17 protein-coding genes are annotated in these 19,574 nt (G+C 42.5%); 9 read left to right on the plus strand and 8 right to left on the minus strand.

Annotation, left to right across the window (positions count from 1 at the left end):
* Positions 1 to 8 precede the first annotated feature (8 nt).
* A complete protein-coding gene (locus OCV24_RS19440; protein ID WP_150877144.1) occupies positions 9 to 1,415 on the plus strand; it encodes an aspartate aminotransferase family protein in 1,407 nt (468 codons plus the stop codon).
* A gap of 225 nt (positions 1,416 to 1,640) precedes the next feature.
* Here OCV24_RS19440 and OCV24_RS19445 read toward each other — a convergent pair whose 3' ends face one another.
* From OCV24_RS19445 to OCV24_RS19455, 3 genes are all read right to left on the minus strand, one after another.
* The gene (locus tag OCV24_RS19445; RefSeq protein ID WP_150877142.1) at positions 1,641 to 2,912 is read right to left on the minus strand and encodes a DEAD/DEAH box helicase; all 1,272 of its coding nucleotides are present in this window, start codon (positions 2,910 to 2,912) and stop codon (positions 1,641 to 1,643) included.
* A gap of 57 nt (positions 2,913 to 2,969) precedes the next feature.
* A complete protein-coding gene (locus OCV24_RS19450; protein ID WP_046223623.1) occupies positions 2,970 to 3,581 on the minus strand; it encodes an acyl carrier protein phosphodiesterase in 612 nt (203 codons plus the stop codon).
* A gap of 171 nt (positions 3,582 to 3,752) precedes the next feature.
* Positions 3,753 to 3,881 carry a hypothetical protein gene (locus OCV24_RS19455; protein ID WP_017058346.1) on the minus strand — a complete coding sequence of 43 codons (129 nt, stop codon included), beginning with the start codon at positions 3,879 to 3,881 and terminating at the stop codon, positions 3,753 to 3,755.
* A gap of 445 nt (positions 3,882 to 4,326) precedes the next feature.
* On the opposite strand from OCV24_RS19455, the gene OCV24_RS19460 reads away from it, so the two are divergent.
* The 3 genes from OCV24_RS19460 to OCV24_RS20830 all read left to right on the plus strand — a co-directional run bounded on the left by OCV24_RS19460 (position 4,327) and on the right by OCV24_RS20830 (position 7,741).
* Complete coding sequence (locus OCV24_RS19460) at positions 4,327 to 5,550, plus strand: aromatic amino acid transport family protein (protein WP_017058347.1); 1,224 nt, start codon at positions 4,327 to 4,329, stop codon at positions 5,548 to 5,550.
* 148 nt (positions 5,551 to 5,698) lie between these two features.
* A complete protein-coding gene (locus OCV24_RS19465; RefSeq protein ID WP_017058348.1) occupies positions 5,699 to 7,123 on the plus strand; it encodes a methyl-accepting chemotaxis protein in 1,425 nt (474 codons plus the stop codon).
* Between the two features lie 402 nt (positions 7,124 to 7,525).
* Positions 7,526 to 7,741 (plus strand): hypothetical protein, encoded by a 216-nt coding sequence (locus OCV24_RS20830; RefSeq protein WP_077681496.1) that lies wholly within the window; start codon positions 7,526 to 7,528, stop codon positions 7,739 to 7,741.
* Here the strand turns inward: OCV24_RS20830 and OCV24_RS19470 are convergent.
* Together OCV24_RS19470 and OCV24_RS19475 are read right to left on the minus strand one after the other, a co-directional pair.
* Entirely contained in the window at positions 7,683 to 8,408 is a 726-nt protein-coding gene (locus tag OCV24_RS19470) for an HAD-IA family hydrolase (RefSeq protein WP_017058349.1), read from the minus strand. The genes OCV24_RS20830 and OCV24_RS19470 overlap by 59 nt on opposite strands.
* A 354-nt stretch (positions 8,409 to 8,762) precedes the next feature.
* Positions 8,763 to 9,257 carry a hypothetical protein gene (locus tag OCV24_RS19475; RefSeq protein WP_017058350.1) on the minus strand — a complete coding sequence of 165 codons (495 nt, stop codon included), beginning with the start codon at positions 9,255 to 9,257 and terminating at the stop codon, positions 8,763 to 8,765.
* A 248-nt stretch (positions 9,258 to 9,505) separates the two neighbouring features.
* Between OCV24_RS19475 and OCV24_RS19480 the strand changes: the two genes are divergently transcribed.
* The 4 genes from OCV24_RS19480 (at position 9,506) to OCV24_RS19495 (ending at position 15,609) form a co-directional block, all read left to right on the plus strand.
* Complete coding sequence (locus OCV24_RS19480; RefSeq protein ID WP_046223625.1) at positions 9,506 to 9,982, plus strand: CreA family protein; 477 nt, start codon at positions 9,506 to 9,508, stop codon at positions 9,980 to 9,982.
* Between the two features lie 116 nt (positions 9,983 to 10,098).
* Positions 10,099 to 11,403: an inosine/guanosine kinase gene (locus OCV24_RS19485; RefSeq protein ID WP_150877140.1), complete on the plus strand. Its 1,305-nt coding sequence runs from the start codon at positions 10,099 to 10,101 to the stop codon at positions 11,401 to 11,403.
* A 294-nt stretch (positions 11,404 to 11,697) separates the two neighbouring features.
* Positions 11,698 to 13,446: a formate--tetrahydrofolate ligase gene (locus OCV24_RS19490; protein WP_150877138.1), complete on the plus strand. Its 1,749-nt coding sequence runs from the start codon at positions 11,698 to 11,700 to the stop codon at positions 13,444 to 13,446.
* Positions 13,447 to 13,704: 258 nt separating this feature from the next.
* Entirely contained in the window at positions 13,705 to 15,609 is a 1,905-nt protein-coding gene (locus tag OCV24_RS19495) for a sensor domain-containing diguanylate cyclase (protein ID WP_046223627.1), read from the plus strand.
* A 35-nt stretch (positions 15,610 to 15,644) separates the two neighbouring features.
* Here OCV24_RS19495 and OCV24_RS19500 read toward each other — a convergent pair whose 3' ends face one another.
* Positions 15,645 to 16,250: a beta-phosphoglucomutase family hydrolase gene (locus OCV24_RS19500; protein WP_017058367.1), complete on the minus strand. Its 606-nt coding sequence runs from the start codon at positions 16,248 to 16,250 to the stop codon at positions 15,645 to 15,647.
* An 87-nt stretch (positions 16,251 to 16,337) separates the two neighbouring features.
* Here OCV24_RS19500 and arfB point away from each other — a divergent pair, with 87 nt between their 5' ends.
* Positions 16,338 to 16,748, plus strand: a complete 411-nt coding sequence (gene arfB, locus OCV24_RS19505) for an alternative ribosome rescue aminoacyl-tRNA hydrolase ArfB (RefSeq protein WP_017058368.1) — start codon at positions 16,338 to 16,340, stop codon at positions 16,746 to 16,748.
* A gap of 105 nt (positions 16,749 to 16,853) precedes the next feature.
* On the opposite strand, the gene OCV24_RS19510 is transcribed toward arfB, so the two are convergent.
* Together OCV24_RS19510 and gcvT are read right to left on the minus strand one after the other, a co-directional pair.
* Entirely contained in the window at positions 16,854 to 17,915 is a 1,062-nt protein-coding gene (locus OCV24_RS19510) for a S1 family peptidase (protein WP_150877136.1), read from the minus strand.
* 263 nt (positions 17,916 to 18,178) lie between these two features.
* Positions 18,179 to 19,312: a glycine cleavage system aminomethyltransferase GcvT gene (gene gcvT, locus OCV24_RS19515; protein ID WP_046223629.1), complete on the minus strand. Its 1,134-nt coding sequence runs from the start codon at positions 19,310 to 19,312 to the stop codon at positions 18,179 to 18,181.
* Between the last annotated feature and the right edge of the window lie 262 nt (positions 19,313 to 19,574).

Raw genomic sequence — 19,574 nt, forward strand, 5'->3', positions numbered from 1 at the left:
GAAGGATCATGAGCAACAAAACCCAACAACTTTTAGAGATCGATCGTCAGAGGGTATTTCATGCCTCAACCCACCTTAAGCAGTATGCGGCTGGGGAGCTTTCGGGAAAAATTATCTCGAGCGGAAACGGAATACGCATTACCGATTCAGAAGGCATCGAGCTGATAGACGGCTTTGCCGGGTTGTATTGTGTGAACATTGGCTATGGCAGGACTGAAATGGCCGATGCTATTTATGAACAAGCCAAAGCGCTGGCGTACTACCATACTTACGTCGGCCATACGAACGAAGCGCTCGTGACACTGTCAGACCGCATTATCAAAATGGCGCCAGAAGGCATGAGCAAAGTCTACTACGGCATGTCAGGCAGTGACGCGAACGAGACTCAACTTAAGCTAGTGTGGTACTACAACAATGCTCGTGGTCTACCAGAGAAGAAAAAAATCATCTCCCGTGATCGTGGCTATCATGGTTCAAGTATCGCTTCAGGTTCAATGACAGGGCTGCCTCTGTTCCACGCACATTTTGATTTACCGCTTGAGCGCATCAAGCACACCATGGCGCCGTATTACTATCGCCGTGAAGACGAGAGTATGCCTGAGCTTGAATTCTCTCAATATTGTGCAGATCAACTCGAAGCAATGATCTTGGAAGAAGGCCCAGATACGGTAGCGGCGATGATTGCGGAACCCGTGCTCGGTACTGGCGGTATTGTGCCACCACCAGAAGGGTACTGGCAGGCGATTCGTAAAGTACTCGACAAATACGATGTACTCTTGATTGCGGATGAAGTGGTCTGTGGCTTTGGTCGCCTCGGCTCCGATTTTGGCTCACTGCACTACGACATGAAACCGGATCTCATCACGATAGCGAAAGGGTTAACCTCAGCGTATCAACCGCTGTCTGGCGTGATCGTCGGTGAACGAGTTTGGAGTGTGCTAGAAAACGGCACCGACCAGTGGGGTGCTATTGGACACGGCTACACCTACTCCGGTCACCCAATGGGAGCAGCGGCCGCAAACTGCAACCTTGATATCATTGAGCGTGAAGGGTTGGTGCAAAACGCAGCCGAAATCGGCGCTTACTTGCAGCAACGCATGGCGGAGACGTTTAACGATCATCCATTGGTCGGTGATACTCGTGGCGTTGGCTTGTTGCATGCGTTGGAGTTTTCTTCAGACAAACTCCGCCGAGCACACTTTGATCCAAACTTGAAAGTGGGTCCTCAAATTGCGGCGGCCTGTTTAGAGCAAGGCTTAATCGCTCGCGCCATGCCACATGGTGACATCCTCGGCTTTGCTCCACCGCTTATCGCGAATCGTAATGACATCGACACTATTGTCGATAAAGCGCATCAAGCGGTCAACAAAGTGATGGATAACCTCGTTACATCTAAACAGTGGCAGCCAAAATAGCCGCGCATGCTCCTACTCACAAACCTACCAACAATTACCGCTCCCTTTGAACAAATTCGAAGGGGCGGCCCTAAGAGATAGACGACATGGAAACACCAGCAATATTTTCCGATAAAAATCGATTGACCGATTAGACGAAAAGTTAAAATTGTTTTTCAAAATTAATAAGATGTGGAATGTAAGCATCGAGACTAATAGAAGAAGAGCCATGCACAACCCCCTTTCTTAACGACGCGCTTTACCACGATTTTGATGGATCTTAAGTTTCGCTTTCATCTTGCGCTTTTCTGATGAACGACTCTTACTACGACCACTGCGCTCGGGGGCAAGGTCTTTTTCAAGACTTGGTTCAAAGCCCTCTAGCCACTCTTGAGGCAAACGCGTATCCAGTAGTCGCTCGATATCACCCAATAGGTACGCTTCATCCTGACTCATCAAAGAGATTGCTAAGCCACTGTTACCTGCACGGCCAGTACGACCAATGCGATGAACGTAGTCTTCCGCTTTGAATGGCATATCGTAGTTCACAACTTGTTCTAGCTGCTGAATATCGATACCTCGTGCTGCAACATCAGTTGCAATCAACGCTCGCACCTTGCCTGATTTAAAATCATCCAGTGCCTTTTGGCGTGCACCTTGGCTCTTATCACCATTGATTGATGCCGCTTTTATGCCGTCTAGCTTAAGCTCTTTTACGAGCGCATCAGTTCCCTGCTTAGTTTTGGTGAATACCAACACTTGTTGCCAGTTCTTTGAACCGATCAAGTATGCCAATAGTTCACTTTTACGTGATTTATCAACCGGATAAACCATCTGAGTCACTGTGTCAGCTGTGCTGTTTTTAGGCGTCACTTGAATTTCACTTGGTGACTGCATCATGCGATACGCAATTGCTTTGATCTTGTTATCGAACGTAGCCGAGAAGAACAGGGTTTGGCGAACTTCATTCATACGCGAAAGAATGCGTTTAATATCTGGCATAAAACCCATATCAAGCATACGGTCAGCTTCGTCCAATACCAATACTTCTGTCTGGCTCAGCATAATGTTCTTAGTGAACATATGATCAATCAAACGGCCAGGTGTTGCTACCAAGATATCTGCGCCTGCGCGTAAGTTGTCAGTTTGAACCTTCATGCTTACACCGCCATAAGCCACAACCACTTTCAGGTCTGTGCCTTTCGCGTAGCTGGTTACATTATCAAACACCTGTTGTGCGAGTTCACGAGTTGGTACTAAAACCAATGCACGAACTAATTTAGGGTTGGGGATAACGTTGTCTTTAGTCTCGATTAATCTTTGAATAATCGGCAAACCAAATGCTGCCGTTTTACCGGTACCCGTTTGCGCACCTGCCAATACATCTTTACCTTCTAATACCAACGGAATCGCTTGCTCTTGAACACTGGTTGGAGCTGTAAAATTTAGCTCTGATAGCGTAGTAAGAAGGTGCTCAGACAATCCAAGTTGGTTAAAAGATTTAGTAGGTTCAGACATAGTATGATGCTCAAAGATTAAATAGGCGCGGATTGTAGCAAACCTGCATTACGCTGTTTACCTTTCCTTTTGATTTTTCATCAATTGAAGCGTACTAAACTGGTTTGCTTCCGCTAAAACGCTTGGATATAGCTCATTAAAGTGACACTGCAACTTATCATAGTGGCGTTCGAGGTCTTGGTAACAGTTTTTTAACATGCCTAGCTTAGGCCTTCTTAAAGCCATTCGCTGTAATACCAGCTCAATAGAAGACATGTCTTGATAGCTTTCCAACCATCGTTGTTCTGCCATCTTATGATGAATAGTAATGAAGCTTTCAGGCCAGTGTGACTCTTGATGCTCAAAAATCTGTTGATGACTGTCTAAACAAAAGTGCTCTAACGATTGTGTCGAGAACTTCTCCCAATGATTAACCAAACAATGATCCCAGAATACATCGAGCGCAATAGGCGCAAAGCGTCTTGTTTGGTCTGAAAAGAGAGATTTTGCAGAGCGTGAAACATCATGACGGTCAGTATAGCTATCAACGAACCGATGAAGTCTTATGCCGTTAGAAAGCGAATCTGAATAGTATTTATTGGGGTCACCCTTAACGAAGTCACCTAACAAATTACCGGCTAAGTTGCTGTGACAGTGTTGAGCGATGTGTAGGTGTGCGAGAAAGTTCATTGAACCTCATTAAAGTATCGAGAACTAAGTAACATGGTAAACGTACTCGTTTATCTTCGCGAACTTTAATGAGGATAGTTTTGCTATGAAGTGTGAGCGAATGAGATTTGCTCAGTTTAAGAATTGTTTAATTTGAGAATATTGAACTACAAAATCTTTAGCTAAGAAAGCTTAGTTTGAAGATTTAAAAAGTTCTTCTGCCAACTGTTGAACGGTCTGCTCATAGTCAGATAAATCAATGCCGATTTCCATAGCATCTAACAACTCAAGACTTTCGTCATTATAAGATTGGTCACTCATAGTGCCCCCTCTATTCCTTGGTGTGGACATAATGTCCTGTTAACTAGTGCACCATCTTGGACTTATATTATGTCACTTTGATGAACGCACTCTACTTTACCCATTCCATATTTATAGCTTGAAGCTACTCGCGATCATTAACGCTTGTTACGCTAAAGGGGTATGCGCGAACGACATATGTACTAACACCTTACACTAAGTACAACTAATTACTCTAAAAGTTTTGAAGCGGATCATAGTCAAACGTTTGCCCTTTTCATTCCACTCATCGAACTCAACCACATGTACAATAATATTTACAGTGGATATTTAAGATTACATTAAGCATTGCATTTGAAATTAAACTCAATCAGAATACTTAAAAATCGAGATATTCTTTGGGTTTATTCTCTTAAGCTAGAAGAATTACAACGTAAACACACCTTAACGTAAAGAATTATATACGATGAATAAATCAAAGGTTTTTGGTAGTACTTTGATCATTGCAGGCACTACAATTGGTGCTGGAATGCTCGCCCTTCCACTCGCTTCAGCTGGAATTGGTTTCTCAACTTCACTTTTTTTAATGCTGGGGTTATGGGCTCTAATGGCCTTCACTGCATTATTAATGGTGGAGCTTCACCAATTCGCAGAATCGGACGCCACCCTACATACTTTAGCTCACACAATTTTAGGGACCAAAGGAAAGTGGATAGCGAGCTTCGCCGTTATGTTTCTCTTCTACGCTTTATGTGCGGCATACATAGCCGGTGGTGGTGCACAATTTAATCAGCGCATCTCTGAAATCACTAACATTCAACTTAATAGCCAAATCACAACGCTTTTGTTCACACTGTTGGTTGCATGCGTTGTGACCATTGGTACACATAGTGTCGACAAAGTTAACCGAGTTTTATTTGGATTAAAGTTGATCGCAATGGTCATCGTACTCAGCTTCTTAGCTCCAAATATCACTTCGCAGTACCTAATGAGCATGCCTTTACAACAAGGCCTTGTTGTTGCCGCGATTCCGGTTGTATTTACCTCTTTTGGTTTTCACGGCAGTATTCCATCAATCGTCCGGTACTTAGATGGTGATGTTCGCTCTTTACGTAAGGTAATGATTATTGGTTCTGCACTGCCGTTGGTTATATACGTATTCTGGCAGAGCGTAACTTTAGGTGTAGTTAGCCAAGAACAGTTGCTATCAGACACAAGCTTAGGCGCACTTTTAGTCTCACTGTCACAAACCGTTCAACAATCAAACTTAAGCGTGATAGTTGGTGTATTTGCCGATCTTGCGCTTCTGACTTCTTTTATTGGCGTTAGTTTAGGTTTGTTTGAATTCATGGGCGATTCATTGAGCAAGAAACTAGGCAAGGCAAAACGCGTTAAAACAGCCGCTATCACCTTCTTGCCACCGCTGGGTTTTGCGTTATTTTATCCACAAGGTTTCATCATGGCCTTGGGTTATGCTGCAATTGCACTGTCAGTATTGGCAATTCTTTTACCAACCGTGATGGTATACAAAGTGCGCTACACGAATTTCTCAGCAAAGCCTCAAGGTACAGAAGCGACCTACCAAGTGTTAGGCGGAAGCAAAGCGTTATTTTTAGCCGGCAGCGTTGGTGTATTTATCATTGCCACTCAAATTCTTATTTCAGTGGGATTACTACCTTCATTAGGTTAATAAACCCATATCTAACAATTACACTTGATGGAGATCTCATAAATGGCATGTTGGTATCATTAATTTTCACAATTAGTTGATTGTTGTCACATTTTTATTGAGATCGGTTATTTAGAGTCCACGGTAAAGGATTTACCGTGGAGTTTTTATGAAAGAAGTACAATTTCGAACGATAGACAAATTGTTTATTAAAATGTCTATTAATGACAAGTTTTGGGTCATTTTCTTGATCTTTTTTGCCGCCCTGGCAAGCCTAGCCGGACTCAACTACGTCAACGAAATAGAGCAAATTGACGCTAGTAAAAAACAGCAAGTCGAGTATCAATTGAAAGGTATTTTAGCGGCTTCAGATTCACCGGCCTCTGTTCGCTCAGTGAGTCAGCAATCTAAGCTTCAAGAAACCACTATTCTTAAGAATGGTGCAGTTACGGCAACAGCGTTAGCACGAGACGGCAACTACTACTCTCTCACCAACTCAGATATCAATACACAAAATCAAAAGCAGCAGGCACTGTACTCTTTTTTACTCAGTTTTTTATGGTGTGTGCCCTTTGGACTCTTCTGTTATTGGGTAGCGACCTTCTTAGGTGGCGCTCTTTGGGTACTTTACTCAACGACTCAAAAGATTGGTGATGGTGACTTAACTTCACGCCTTGGTTTCCACCCTGGCCGTGATGAATTTGGTACGATTGGTTGTGCACTCGATCGCTCAATGGACACCCTAAGTGAGTTGGTTAATAACGTTAATCACAGCGCAGCCTCACTAAGTGAAACGTCTGCTTCTTTCGAAAAAGAGATGAAGCGCAGCGAAACACAAATCATTAGCCAGAACTCATCCCTAGACTCTGTTGCGACAGCAATGGATCAGATGACGGCATCTGCGAATGAAGTGACTAATATTTCCGCGCGTGCAACAGAGCAAACTGAGCACGATACGCAGCAAATCAATGACAGCCACGCTAAAGTTCAACTTGCAATCTCAGAGATCACCACCCTTTCATCTTTGATTGAGCAAACCTCTTCTTCTGTTACCAGCTTGAATGTAAACACCAGCCAAATTAACGAAGTTATCACAACGATCAATGCTATTTCAGAGCAAACCAACCTACTTGCACTGAATGCTGCAATTGAAGCAGCTCGTGCGGGTGAACAAGGTCGTGGTTTCGCGGTCGTTGCTGATGAAGTGAGGACCCTTGCGAGCAGAACTCAATCAGCTACGGTTGAAATCCATGCAATGATTGAACGTTTACAACAAGAAAGTCAAAATATCGCAAAGATCACCGAGAAAACGGTCAATCAAGCACAAACCAGTAGCCAGTTGATTTCAAATATTGGTGATGACGTGAACTCTATCGCCGATTCAGCTCAAGCTCTAATGGACATGAGTATCCAGATAGCAACGTCAGCGGATGAGCAAAGTAGCGTCGCGAATACCGTCGCAGCGGAACTTAACGATATCCGTAGTCAATCCAATGTGATTAAAGACGTGGTACAAAACTCTTCAAACGGCGTATCTAAGCTAACAGAAGCATCGGTGTCTTTATCTAAAACATTAGCAAGATACCGTACTTAGTGTTCGATCTAAATAACACTAAATGACTCTAAGTTAAAATCAACGAAACTAAGAAGGGCTCGATAGAGTCCTTCTTCCTTATGAGTGTTTTAAATTCGTTTGCACTGAAAGCTAGGTTGTCATTAAAGATATATCGCTCTGAGGTCTGATCTCACAGTTTCAATCCAACCATTGGCTGCAAAGCCTACCGTTACAACATCGAAACTAGCACCGAAAAAGTAACGTATTCATCTAAAACGAGACGCACAACGGTTGCCCACTAACTATCGAATTATCATTACCATGAAGCAAGTCGCAAAGGAAAGATTATGAGACATCAAAACTGTCTAATAATCGAGCTTAGGGGTAATCTAATGGAGCAGGTCTTACTTTCGCTTACCCTCTTGCTGCAGGTGACACATAATGAATAATACAAAAGCATCAAATATCGAAAACGTTACATGTCCTTTATGTCAACACGACGAATATCTACTTTCGGAAAGTGGAGAAAAGTTTACGTGTGCATCTTGTGGTTTCCATACCAAACAATTCAGTAAAATCGTTAGCCTTCAGTTAGGTGCTAACCCGCCAAAGCTTCCGAGTTCGGTATACCATCACTTAAACAGTGCTTACCATTAAGCCAAACCGAAATTTCTTCTAAACTGTATATATCCTGAGCCGCTAGCTCTGCTGAGTCGGCTTCTGGATCCACTATAGACTCATCAACACTTGGACGTAACCGGAATGACTGAACACCGGCACGAACACCAGCTTCCACTCCTTTCAAGGTATCATCAACATAGATGCACTCATTGGGCAAGAAACCCATGCTCATTGCGGTATACATAATCAGATCTGGCTCTGGCTTCCAGCTATTTGCATCAAAAGCTGAAAACACCTTCCCCTTAAAGTCATCGAGCATTCCTGTCATTGCCAATGACGATTCAACTCGAGATTTAGGCGCATTTGAGGCAATACAAAACTCAATGTCTTGCTGCTTTAGGAACTCAATAAGAGCGATCGCACCATCCATTGGCTTTAGATGTCGTTGGAATAGTGCTTCTAGCTCTGCACGATATAGTGGTTCAAGTGTATCAATAGAAATAGATAGCCCAAGACGTTCTCGTGTATCCATTAAGATATCGGCCAACTTTCCGCCTTGAAAGTGTGCATAGCAGTCAGTAACGTTTAGATCAGCCCCAAAACAGGCGAATACATTCACCAAAGCTTGGCAGCATAACTTTTCACTATCAATAAGTGTTCCGTCACAATCAAAAATCACACACTTCGTCTGTTCTAACCGCATAGATATATCACTCGTACTGAATCCAAGCTTTATCCTATAGCGTTATTTCACCCCTAAGGATGACTAAGGTAACAGTTTACCGATACCCTCTTATTTCTCTTCACGAAATATGCAGTGGATCACTTTAACGCACCAAGATAAGCAACAGATCTCATTTTAATTGGACAATGATGAATATTACTTGGCTTATAAAAGTCACCAAATGTCCTATAAAAATGTAAGTTTGAGAAAGAGCTTTGAAGAGGGTTCACATAAATATAACACCAATCACAGTAAGTGAGTGATCATATATACCGCCCCCCTTTGTTAAAAGGCCGTGCATTGTATTAAGGTCAACGCTTTCTCAAGGAACCTTTAGTTTTCTAGCCACACTTTACGGTTAGAATCTTGACCTTCTACCCAAAAGTCATGCAGCTGCTTAGCAAAGCCGATCACATTTTGGTCATCTTCATTCACAACATCCGATATCAGCAACTCATCATCTTTTTCTGTAACGATGGCACTCGCTACAACATCACCTTTTTGAGTGCCTACATATAATTCATGTTCATCCGATAACATTATCTGGCTCAAAAACTCTACGATATTGGCCCTATCCGCTTTATCTGAGTAAGCACTCGCTTGGTTAAGTGAGAATAGTACCGTCAACTTATGGAAGTCGACTTTATGCAGTTCATCTATTTCAGTGGGAGTTTGGTGTTGCGGGAGGAGTTGATAAGTTCTTTGGGATAGTTGTTTTTTATAGATCTCTCGACCTAGAAGACTTTCCTTTGCGGGGTACGCTATGTCGAGCTGACCAAATAGCCATTGATTTTTATTATGTGCAATTTCAGGTATTTCATTATTCATTCTTTTAGTACCTACGGTTAGTATCCCCAAATATCACAATTATTTGGAAGGCATATGATCGGTTGAAGTGCCGAGCTACAAACAGAGAGCATACAGAGCATGAACATGGCCAACAAGTAGTTTAAATGCTTGTTAGTTTTCATTATCCAACAACATCCTTTAAGAAGTTAGCGAAAAGCTCTACACTAATATGCGAACTTTCAATAATCTTCATACTAAACAGAACTATACAAACCAAAGGACTTCTTATGAAAAAAGCCTTAATAGCAGTAGGTATCCTCTTTATGTTAGCCGGCTGTTCAGACAACGAGGTTGGTGACGTCTCTTTGGGCTTCTTCACTCTCAAGGACATAAAAATGTCATCTTTGGATGATGATAAAATTCCAGGCGTGACGTGTCATATAGCTTCAGTTGAGGCAAATCTTAGCCTTTCGGACCCAAGTGACAGCTCTATTTCTTGTCGTCAAACCGGTGAAATCACACCAGAAATGATTGCTAAAATAGACAAGAGTAAATCTGGTGAAGTGGTCTTTAAACAATCAAAAAGCATCTTCTTTAAGACCATGAAGGTTCGTCGTATCTACGACGCGGCGAATCAATCACTGCTCTACTTGTCTTACACAACCAAAGAAACAGAAGGCAGTTTTAAACACAGCCTTTCAACTGTTCCACTATTAGGTACAAAAGCTTACGTTGAACCGTCAACGTTAATACCAACAGAATAGTGATACCGAGTCACCTGTACAATGTCTGTACAGGTGACTCTGAATGTAATAAAAATGAAAGAAACAGAAGAAAAACGTGATATCATGCGGCAAAATTTTTTCACTGTATTTTTCATATGAAGTTTCCTGGACAGCGTAAATCTAAGCACTACTTTCCAACTCACGCACGTGATCCGTTGGTCAACCAAATTCAACAAACACCTAAACTACACCGCGCAACCATTGTTGGTGTTGGCCAGACTATTGTTGATATCGAAGCCCGTGTTGACGACGCGTTCCTAGAAAAATATGAACTGAGTAAAGGCCACTCTCTTGTATTGGAAGAAAGTAAAGCCGATGCGCTGTATGAGGAGCTCGTTGAATCTGGTTTGATCACGCATCAATACCCTGGCGATACTATCGGCAATACACTGCACAACTATTCCGTTCTAGCAGACAGTAAATCAGTACTGCTTGGTGTAATGTCTAAGAAAATTGAAGTTGGCTCATTTGGTTACCGTTACCTTTGTCGTACCTCTTCACGTATGAACTTAAACCACCTACAAACTGTTGATGGTCCAATTGGTCGTTGTTACACGCTCATTACCGAAGATGGCGAGCGTACGTTTGCGATCAACGAAGGGCATATGAACCAGTTGCTTCCTGAAAGTATTCCTGAACAAATTTTCGAAAAAGCCTCTGCATTAGTTGTCTCTTCATACCTAATGCGTGGTAACCCTGACGATCCAATGCCAAAAGCCGTACAAAAAGCGATCGAATACACGAAAGCGCACAATGTGCCTGTTGTACTAACGCTTGGCACTAAATACGTGATCGAAGGCAACGCTGAATGGTGGCAAGAATACCTCAAAGAAAACGTAACGATCGTCGCGATGAATGAAGATGAAGGTGAAGCGTTAACTGGTGAGAAAGATCCGCTGCTGGCTGCCAACAAAGCACTTGAGTGGGTGGACTTAGTTCTATGTACAGCAGGTCCTATCGGCTTATACATGGCAGGCTATACAGACGAGTTAGCGAAGCGCGAAACAACGTTTCCATTACTTCCAGGAAATATTCCAGAATTCAACAAGTATGAATTCAGCCGTTCGATGCGTAAGCAAGACTGTAAACAACCAGTAAAAGTGTACTCTCACATCGGTCCTTACCTTGGTGGCCCCCTTGAGATTAAGAACACAAATGGCGCTGGTGATGGCGCGCTTTCTGCCCTGTTACACGACATGGCAGCTAATAGCTACCACCATGTTAACGTACCGAATTCAGAGAAACACGAGTACACTTGTCTTACGTACTCGTCACTGTCTCAAATTTGTAAGTACGCAAACCGTGTCAGCTACGAAGTGTTAACTCAGCACTCTCCGCGTCTTTCTCGTGCATTACCTGAGCGCGAAGATAGCTTAGAAGAAACATACTGGGATCGTTAATCTGGCCATAGCCAGTCGGCTAATTGGTTTGATGAACCAAATCCAGATCATCCATTCCTCAAAAAGAGTTGCTATAGGCAGCTCTTTTTGTATTAATCATCAATATAAACGTGATGAAATGCGACCACTTCAATATTTTGCTCGTTTAAGAATTGATCCTGCGCAATAACTCTTTAGATCTATCATCTTCCAGCACATAATTCGTGTGGTTGCCTTTACTTGGCCGATTTATACAGTAATATCGCCAGGCAACCGTTTACGTACTACCTTTCGGTTCTGATATAAGGATCAAACATGCTGCCTGATATTGATATTTGTCGCACAACTCCCCTTAAAAACATCAGTGATATTGCTGAACAAGCAGGCCTACAACATAACGAACACCAGCCATTGGGCTTATATAAGTCTAAAGTGTCTTTAACACTGTTGGAGCGTCTAGCAGATCAACCTGATGGCAAACTAGTTATCGTGACCGCTATCACTCCAACTCCTCTCGGTGAAGGCAAAACCGTTACCACAGTTGGGCTAGCGCAAGGCCTAGTTAAGATTAATCACTCAGCGATGGCTTGCATTCGTCAACCTTCAATGGGGCCGGTATTTGGCGTGAAAGGTGGCGCAGCTGGCGGTGGGTACTCTCAGGTTGCCCCTATGGAGCAGTTAAACCTTCACCTAACAGGTGACATTCACGCGGTGACTGCAGCTCATAATCTCGCCTCTGCCGCAATTGACGCACGTTTGTATCATGAACAGCGCGAAGGTTTAGAAGCATTTGAAGCACGATCTGGCTTAAAAGCGCTGGATATCGACCCAAACAGAATAGTATGGCGACGTGTACTCGACCATAATGACCGTGCACTTCGCATGATCACGGTAGGTAAAAACGAAACGGGCAAAACCATCAATGGTTACGAACGCGAAGATGGATTTGATATATCAGCCGCTTCAGAGCTGATGGCCATTCTTGCACTTGCTAATGACCTTCAAGACTTACGAAAACGTATCGGTCGTATCGTACTCGCCTATAACCATCAAGGTATGCCATTAACCGCAGATGACTTCAACGTTGCAGGGGCTATGACAGTAACAATGAAGGATTCTATTGAGCCGACACTAATGCAAACCCTTGAAGGTGTCCCTACCTTAATTCATGCGGGGCCATTTGCGAACATCGCCCATGGTAACTCTTCAATTATTGCCGACAAGATAGCCTTAAAGCTCAGTGACTTTGTTGTAACAGAAGGTGGATTTGGCTCAGACATGGGTTTTGAAAAAGCGTGCAATATAAAAGTAAAAGCCTCAAACAAGAAGCCCGATTGCGCAGTAATTGTAGCAACTTTACGTGGATTAAAAGCTAACTCCGGCTTATACGGTTTGGAGCTAGGTACAGCCCTACCAGACTCGATCTTGAATGAAAACCAAGATGCACTCATTGCAGGATTTGATAACCTTAAATGGCATATCAACAACGTCAAGCAATACCAAGTGCCTACAGTTGTTGCGATTAACCGATTCCCACAAGACTCAACTCAAGAACTAGATGCTTTGAAACAGATGATCACCGACTTCGACCCAAACGTTAGCGTTGAAGTGAGCGAAGCATTTGGTCGAGGTGGCGAAGGGGCGAATCAATTGGCTCACGCCGTAGTAAAAGCTTGCCAAAAAGAGAGTGAATTTAAGCCTTTGTATCACTCAGAACAAAGCCTAGAAGAAAAGCTAATGGCAGTCGCTGAAGTTGGCTATGGCGCGGCAAGTATCACACTATCACCACTTGCTAAGCAACAGCTCGAAGAGTTCAACAAACATGGTTATAGCGGTCTATCCGTTTGTTTGGCAAAAACCCCCTTGTCTATCTCTACTGAAACACACATAAAAGGCGCGCCAACTCAATTTGATGTGCCCATTAGAGAACTCAAACTGTGTGCAGGTGCTGGTTACGTTTACGCGTTATGCGGCAATGTAATGACAATGCCCGGCTTACCAGATAGACCTGCATTTATGTCGTTAGACATTGATGACGAAGGGAGCATCATTGGTTTAAATTAGTGATTACAGAGCCTTAGTAAATAGAATAAAAACACGAACAAAGGTCCTGCTCATGCTCCTTCGAGTATTACTGGCATCAGCAGGACTCAATTTAACGATGACTTGTTGTTACTTATATGGCTTAATTAACAGTCTCAAAGCAAAAAGTTGCACTAAAACCGCAGTAATATGCAATTATTGCTTAAAGTTCTGGGTCAAGATCACATTAAAAGCCCTATAAAATATATAGTATTGCACCGGATTCTTTGAGGACGGTGGATGAATACAAGTATAAAAAAGCTGATCAGCCAATTTCTGTGCACTATGTTTGCCTTAGGGTTAGTACCAGCACTCTACATTAACTCTGAATTTGACAGAGTTGAAGCTCAGCACACGCTAAATATCAAACAATCCAGTCAAAACCAAATAGAATACAGCTTCCACAAGCTAGCTATTATTGTGGAACAAGTATCCAATTCAGTCCCTTCCATTGCTGATTCAAAAACGTTACTTCGCGCCATTAAAGAACCATCGATTATTCACAGAGAAGTATTGCAAGATCTTTGGATAATGTTGGCTCGTACTCAACAATATTACTCTCAGCTTCGCTACTTAGACTTAAAAGGTAATGAGATTTTCCGTATAAACTACCGCAATAAGAAAGCGACGATAGTTCCAACTCATAAGCTTCAAAATAAATCGGATCGTGACTACTTTGAAAAGCTTAGTCGCTTAAAAATAGGTGAAGTCATTTCAAGTAGCATTGATTTAGAAGTCGAAAATGGCGAAGTCGTTCACCCATTGACTCCTACATTGCGAATTATGACCCCAGTTGCTTCAGAAGGTCGTGTTCTTGGTTATTTTATTGCAAACCTGAACATTCTAGAAATCTACGAACGCCTTCTTTATCAAATCAACACATCTGCAGCCGTACCTGTAATACTCAATAAAACGGGACATATCATCATGGGGCCTGATCTTGAAGAATCATTTGGACACCTTCTTGAGTCACGCTCAAATAAAACTTACGCAAATCTTTACCCCGAACTTTGGCAAGCAATTCAAGACAACACTTCTTCTAGCTATTTTGACGGTAAAAATTGGTACTTCCATGCAAATATCAGCCCCAAGATAAAGCAATTTGAAGACCCAATATACATGGTTCTTCATATTAAAAATCAACAATTTAGTAGTCAATACCAAAGAGAAAACCACGCGATCATTGTGCAAGTTATTACACTCACAATACTAATCTCAATGATTTCAGCAGGCTTCGTGCTATGGAATAAAAACCACAAAAAGAACAGCATCGAAAGCCAATTAGCCAAAGTGGCAATGAATGGCATGTCGGCCTTAGTCATTACCGACAGAAATAATCGAATCATTAAAGTGAACCAGGAGTTTACTCGTGTAAGTGGCTACGATTTGGAAGATGTGAAAGGCCGCCAACCTTCTATGTTTGCCTCTGGCCGCTACAACCAGGAGTTCTACATTAAAATGTGGAGCGTAATCAAGCAAAAAGGCATGTGGGAAGGTGAAGTGGTGAATCGTCGTAAAGACGGATCGTTGATTACGGAAATACTTCGAATTCAAACCATCAAAGACTCAAAAGGTACCATTCAATTTTATGTCGCATCATTTGTAGATATAAGTAAACACAAAGAACTTGAGAACAAACTAAGAAATTTGAGTGAGAAAGATGCATTAGCAGGCTGTTGGAACCGACGTAAGTTCGACCGTGAACTTCGCGACGAATGCTCTCGTGTAAATCGTTATCCGACCCGAGAACAGTCTTGCTTAGCTATCTTAGATATTGACCACTTCAAACGTATTAACGATCGGTTTGGCCACGACTATGGTGATCGAGTCATTCAAACCGTCGCTCGAATATTACAAAGAGAATGTCGTGAAACCGACTTTGTCGCTCGTATTGGTGGCGAAGAGTTTGGCGTTATTTTACCTCATACAACAACTGAAGAAGCAGAGTATGTACTTAACAGGCTAAGAATAGCTATCAGCATTGAACTCGACAACGTGACAACGGTAAGCGGAGGAATCACCAACCTCACAGATGACCCTGCACTCAATTATAAGTGCGCAGACTTAGCATTATACGAGGCAAAAGCGGCAGGTCGAAATAATGTGTGTTTGTTCCTAGACGCTGAAATGAACGAGATCGCCTAGCGGAGAGAGTAATATCGTCTATACTAGGCTGTACTTTAGTCTGGTGCTGGATAAAACTCTAATTGATTACCTTCCACCACTAGAATGCAATCCATGTCCGCAGCGTGCGCCGCCTGCTTACCAAGATTGGTATCTTCAAATACAACACACTGCTTTGGCCGCAAACCCATTCCTAAACATGCATCCAAGAAAGTGTCAGGGTTTGGCTTATGATTCTTAACGTCGCTCGCTGTTACCAAAATATCAAGCTTATTCAAGATGTCCGTTTTCTCTAGCAATTGTTCAGCGCTTTTACGCTGACTGCCCGTCCCTACCGCAATTTTCTTGTCGCCTAAGTATTCTAACAACAAAGAATGGGTACAAGGGATAACGTCTCCTTTGTCTTCAATTGCCGCAAACGCAGCCATTTTAAATGTCGACACCGCGTGGGGGTCGAGTGATAAACCATACTTACTGTTCACTTCACCGGCGATCTTATAACTCGGCATACCACCTAAACTATGTAGCCAAGACGCTTCGAAATGAAATCCGAACTGCTCTGCCGTTTTTTGCCATGCTTTGACATGAGCAGGCATTGTATCGATTAACGTACCATCCATATCAAAGATCAACCCTTCATACATCGTCAAATCTATTTTCATTACTACTACCACTCTTTAAGAAAGTTACTGATACCATAACCAATATTCAGTATCATGACCGCATATTTCCGTTAACTATGGATGTTTATGTTACAAATATCTAACTCTGTTTCGATTCAAGACTGGGAGATCCAGTTAACAGCGATCAGAGCACAAGGGGCTGGCGGCCAAAACGTCAATAAAGTATCAAGCGCGATACATTTACGTTTTGACATTAAGCACTCCACCCTATCTGATTTCTATAAAGAGAAACTATTAGCATACAAAGATAGCCGCATCACCAAAGAGGGTGTGATTATCATTAAGGCGCAGCAATATAGAACTCAAGAACAAAACCGAGACGATGCTTTGGTGCGTTTGAAAGAACTCATCTTAGAAGCAACAAAAGTTCAAAAAGTGAGACGAGCGACAAAACCGACAAAAGGTTCTCAAAAGAGACGTTTAGAAAGTAAAAAACAAAGAAGTACCACAAAACAACTCCGAGGAAAAATCAGCTAATCGTTCTATGGCACCAAAATGGGCAAAATATAAAATAGCAGTCAGACTTTATTGACTCATTGACTCAATAGCCGTTATTTAAGCTTAATTAATAGTGACTTGCTCTTAACGTAATATTGCTCTTCTTGCGCCACCAAGTAATATCAACACACCAAGCAAACCAAACGATACGCTACCACCACTGCTACCAGAACCAGATGAATTTAGCGCATTCACATAAGCCGTTCGTTTGGCGTCAGTAGCAACAAACTTAGCAGTTTCGTTACCAGCAATAACACTGTCGATCCAAACTTTGTAGTCTAATATTTCCGTAAATACAGACGTTACAGCAGAGCTGCCACCACATGTTTCAGGTCCAAAACTGGTAATACCTACCTGTCTATAATCAGTACCATCTTTCCAGTAAACAGGACCACCAGAATCCCCCTGGCAAGTACCGCCGTATAACTTAGTGAAGGTACTATAGTTACCAACAAAACAAATTTGATTACTCGTCAGTGCTGAACCACCATTGAATACTTTTGCACATGTAGGGTTATCTACATAATTTAATGGCGCTCTCTGTAATATCGTTGTGCCATCAAAGCCTGAACGTGTATCACCATGCCCAACAGCAACAAAGTTATTAACACCAACACGGTAACTCTCATCGAAAGGACGCTTAACCACATCGTTAACTGAATCGATGTTCAGTGCGCTTTCTAGCTTGAGAACAGCAACATCATTACGTAATAGATCGCTCAACGCATTTGAATAGTCACTGCGATAGTAAACTTCTGAAACTCGTGCTTTTTGAATGTTACCGTTAGGGAATTGGGAAGTGTCTTCCAGTTGAGGGACAACTGAAGTAAACAGCTGCCCTTCTTCATCACCGTAAATACAGTGCGCAGCGGTTAAAATATGCGTTGGATTTAAAATTGTCGCACCACAATAAGGGCCTGTTGAATAGACGCCATCGTAATCGATACGGTCAATGAACAAGCTCGCCATTGAAGAAAATTCACTGACTGAAGCGTCACTACCATTCACAATATAAGGTGTCACCCCTACGTCAGCAGTCATTTCGACCGTGCTTTCTACTGCCATAACATTTGATGTATAGATTAATGGCGCTAAGAGCCCTAAAACGGCTTTACGAATCGGACTAACTGGATGGATCTCATTCATAGGTAACTCCTTGCAACCCCTACTACTTATTGAATAATGAAAGATTCGCTACCATAGCATGTCATAACTAACAGTATAGTGAATATTCTCAACTGTAATGACATACTTATTATTTTATAAGCCAATTTAAAATGACGAGACTTAAGCGTAGCAATTCAAACTAAATACGCTCTAAAAAACAAAAAAGCCCACTGTTATACTTCTCAATACAGAAAAGAAAACAATAGGCTTTCGTTAAACTTGGTGTTTGCTCTTAAAAGAGATTAACCACGGTAGTAACGTTGAGGTACGAATGGCATTTTTTCTACTGTCATTGGTAGCTTCTTACCACGAACTTCTGCGAATACTTCAGTGCCAATAACCGCCAGGTCAGTACGAACGTACGCCATAGAAACAGGCTTGCCCGCGTTAGGACCCGCAGTACCACTTGTTACTACGCCAATCTTGTTGTCTTCAGCATCGAACAGCTCAGCGCCTTCACGTACTGGAGCCTTAGTTTGACCCACTAGACCAACACGCTTGCGTTGAACGTCTTTAGTCGCGATTTGATCAAGGATGATATCAGCACCTGGGAAACCGCCTGCACGTTCACCATCAGTACGACGCACTTTTTGAATGCCCCATAGAAGGCTAGCTTCTACTGGCGTTGTTGTTGTATCTAGATCGTGACCATATAGACATAGACCACACTCAAGACGAAGTGAGTCACGTGCGCCAAGGCCGATCCACTCTACTTCTACTTCTGCAGTTAGTTTACGAGCAAGAGCTTCAGCGTGATCGTTTGGTACGGAGATTTCGTAGCCATCTTCACCTGTGTAACCACTACGGCTCACGATGCATTCAACGCCGTCGATATCCATTTTTTGAACATCCATAAACAGCATATCGGCAACGCTTGGTTGGAAACGAGCCAGAACTTCCGATGCTTTAGGACCTTGAAGTGCTAATAGAGCACGATCATCAATCACTTCCATCTCTACGTCTGCAGGAAGGTGAGCCGTTAGGTGATCGATATCTTGTGTCTTACAAGCTGCGTTTACAACAACAAACAGGTGATCGCCTAAATTAGCCACCATTAGGTCGTCCATGATACCGCCCTGCTCGTTAGTAAAGAACGCGTAACGTTGCTTACCAGAAGGAAGGTCAATAATATCTACAGGAACCAAAGATTCTAAGACAGCCGCTGCGTTCGCGCCATGAAGACGAAGTTGCCCCATATGAGAAACATCAAAAAGACCGGCAGCATCACGAGTGTGCAAGTGCTCTTTTTTTACACCTAGTGGGTACTGAACTGGCATATCGTAGCCAGCGAAAGGAACCATTTTTGCACCTTCTTCTATGTGAAGTGCATGCAGTGGTGTTGTTAGTAGGTCTTGATTAGCGTGTTCTTGAGTCATTTTCTTCTCCATGAAGCGTTGCAGGCTTTCCAAATCGAATCTGCCGCTTATATCTCTATTTAGAGTCGCTTCTAACGATAAGCTTCATCATTAGTCACCTCAGCGTATTCGCGTCAGTAACATTGACGTCTTAACCTTAGAAGCAGTAGATAGTAAAAAGTGATGCCTTTTATATAGGCTTACATCGTTAGCTTGATACATCGGGTTGGCTGTATAAAATCTCTACAACTCACTTTCTAAGAATTCACTTCAGTAAACTTCA

It is taken from the genome of Vibrio kanaloae, assembly GCF_024347535.1.
GTDB lineage: Bacteria > Pseudomonadota > Gammaproteobacteria > Enterobacterales > Vibrionaceae > Vibrio > Vibrio kanaloae.

Excerpts from the sequence above, each read along its gene's own strand:
- arfB (WP_017058368.1), top strand. The coding sequence starts at position 16,338 with ATGTTACAAATATCTAACTCTGTTTCGATTCAAGACTGGGAGATCCAG.
- OCV24_RS19485 (WP_150877140.1), top strand. The coding sequence starts at position 10,099 with ATGAAGTTTCCTGGACAGCGTAAATCTAAGCACTACTTTCCAACTCAC.
- OCV24_RS19480 (WP_046223625.1), top strand. The coding sequence starts at position 9,506 with ATGAAAAAAGCCTTAATAGCAGTAGGTATCCTCTTTATGTTAGCCGGC.
- OCV24_RS19440 (WP_150877144.1), top strand. The coding sequence starts at position 9 with ATGAGCAACAAAACCCAACAACTTTTAGAGATCGATCGTCAGAGGGTA.
- OCV24_RS19490 (WP_150877138.1), top strand. The coding sequence starts at position 11,698 with ATGCTGCCTGATATTGATATTTGTCGCACAACTCCCCTTAAAAACATC.
- OCV24_RS19445 (WP_150877142.1), bottom strand. The coding sequence starts at position 2,912 with ATGTCTGAACCTACTAAATCTTTTAACCAACTTGGATTGTCTGAGCAC.
- OCV24_RS19465 (WP_017058348.1), top strand. The coding sequence starts at position 5,699 with ATGAAAGAAGTACAATTTCGAACGATAGACAAATTGTTTATTAAAATG.
- gcvT (WP_046223629.1), bottom strand. The coding sequence starts at position 19,312 with ATGACTCAAGAACACGCTAATCAAGACCTACTAACAACACCACTGCAT.
- OCV24_RS19455 (WP_017058346.1), bottom strand. The coding sequence starts at position 3,881 with ATGAGTGACCAATCTTATAATGACGAAAGTCTTGAGTTGTTAGATGCT.
- OCV24_RS20830 (WP_077681496.1), top strand. The coding sequence starts at position 7,526 with ATGAATAATACAAAAGCATCAAATATCGAAAACGTTACATGTCCTTTA.
- OCV24_RS19510 (WP_150877136.1), bottom strand. The coding sequence starts at position 17,915 with ATGAATGAGATCCATCCAGTTAGTCCGATTCGTAAAGCCGTTTTAGGG.
- OCV24_RS19500 (WP_017058367.1), bottom strand. The coding sequence starts at position 16,250 with ATGAAAATAGATTTGACGATGTATGAAGGGTTGATCTTTGATATGGAT.
- OCV24_RS19450 (WP_046223623.1), bottom strand. The coding sequence starts at position 3,581 with ATGAACTTTCTCGCACACCTACACATCGCTCAACACTGTCACAGCAAC.
- OCV24_RS19460 (WP_017058347.1), top strand. The coding sequence starts at position 4,327 with ATGAATAAATCAAAGGTTTTTGGTAGTACTTTGATCATTGCAGGCACT.
- OCV24_RS19475 (WP_017058350.1), bottom strand. The coding sequence starts at position 9,257 with ATGAATAATGAAATACCTGAAATTGCACATAATAAAAATCAATGGCTA.
- OCV24_RS19470 (WP_017058349.1), bottom strand. The coding sequence starts at position 8,408 with ATGCGGTTAGAACAGACGAAGTGTGTGATTTTTGATTGTGACGGAACA.
- OCV24_RS19495 (WP_046223627.1), top strand. The coding sequence starts at position 13,705 with ATGAATACAAGTATAAAAAAGCTGATCAGCCAATTTCTGTGCACTATG.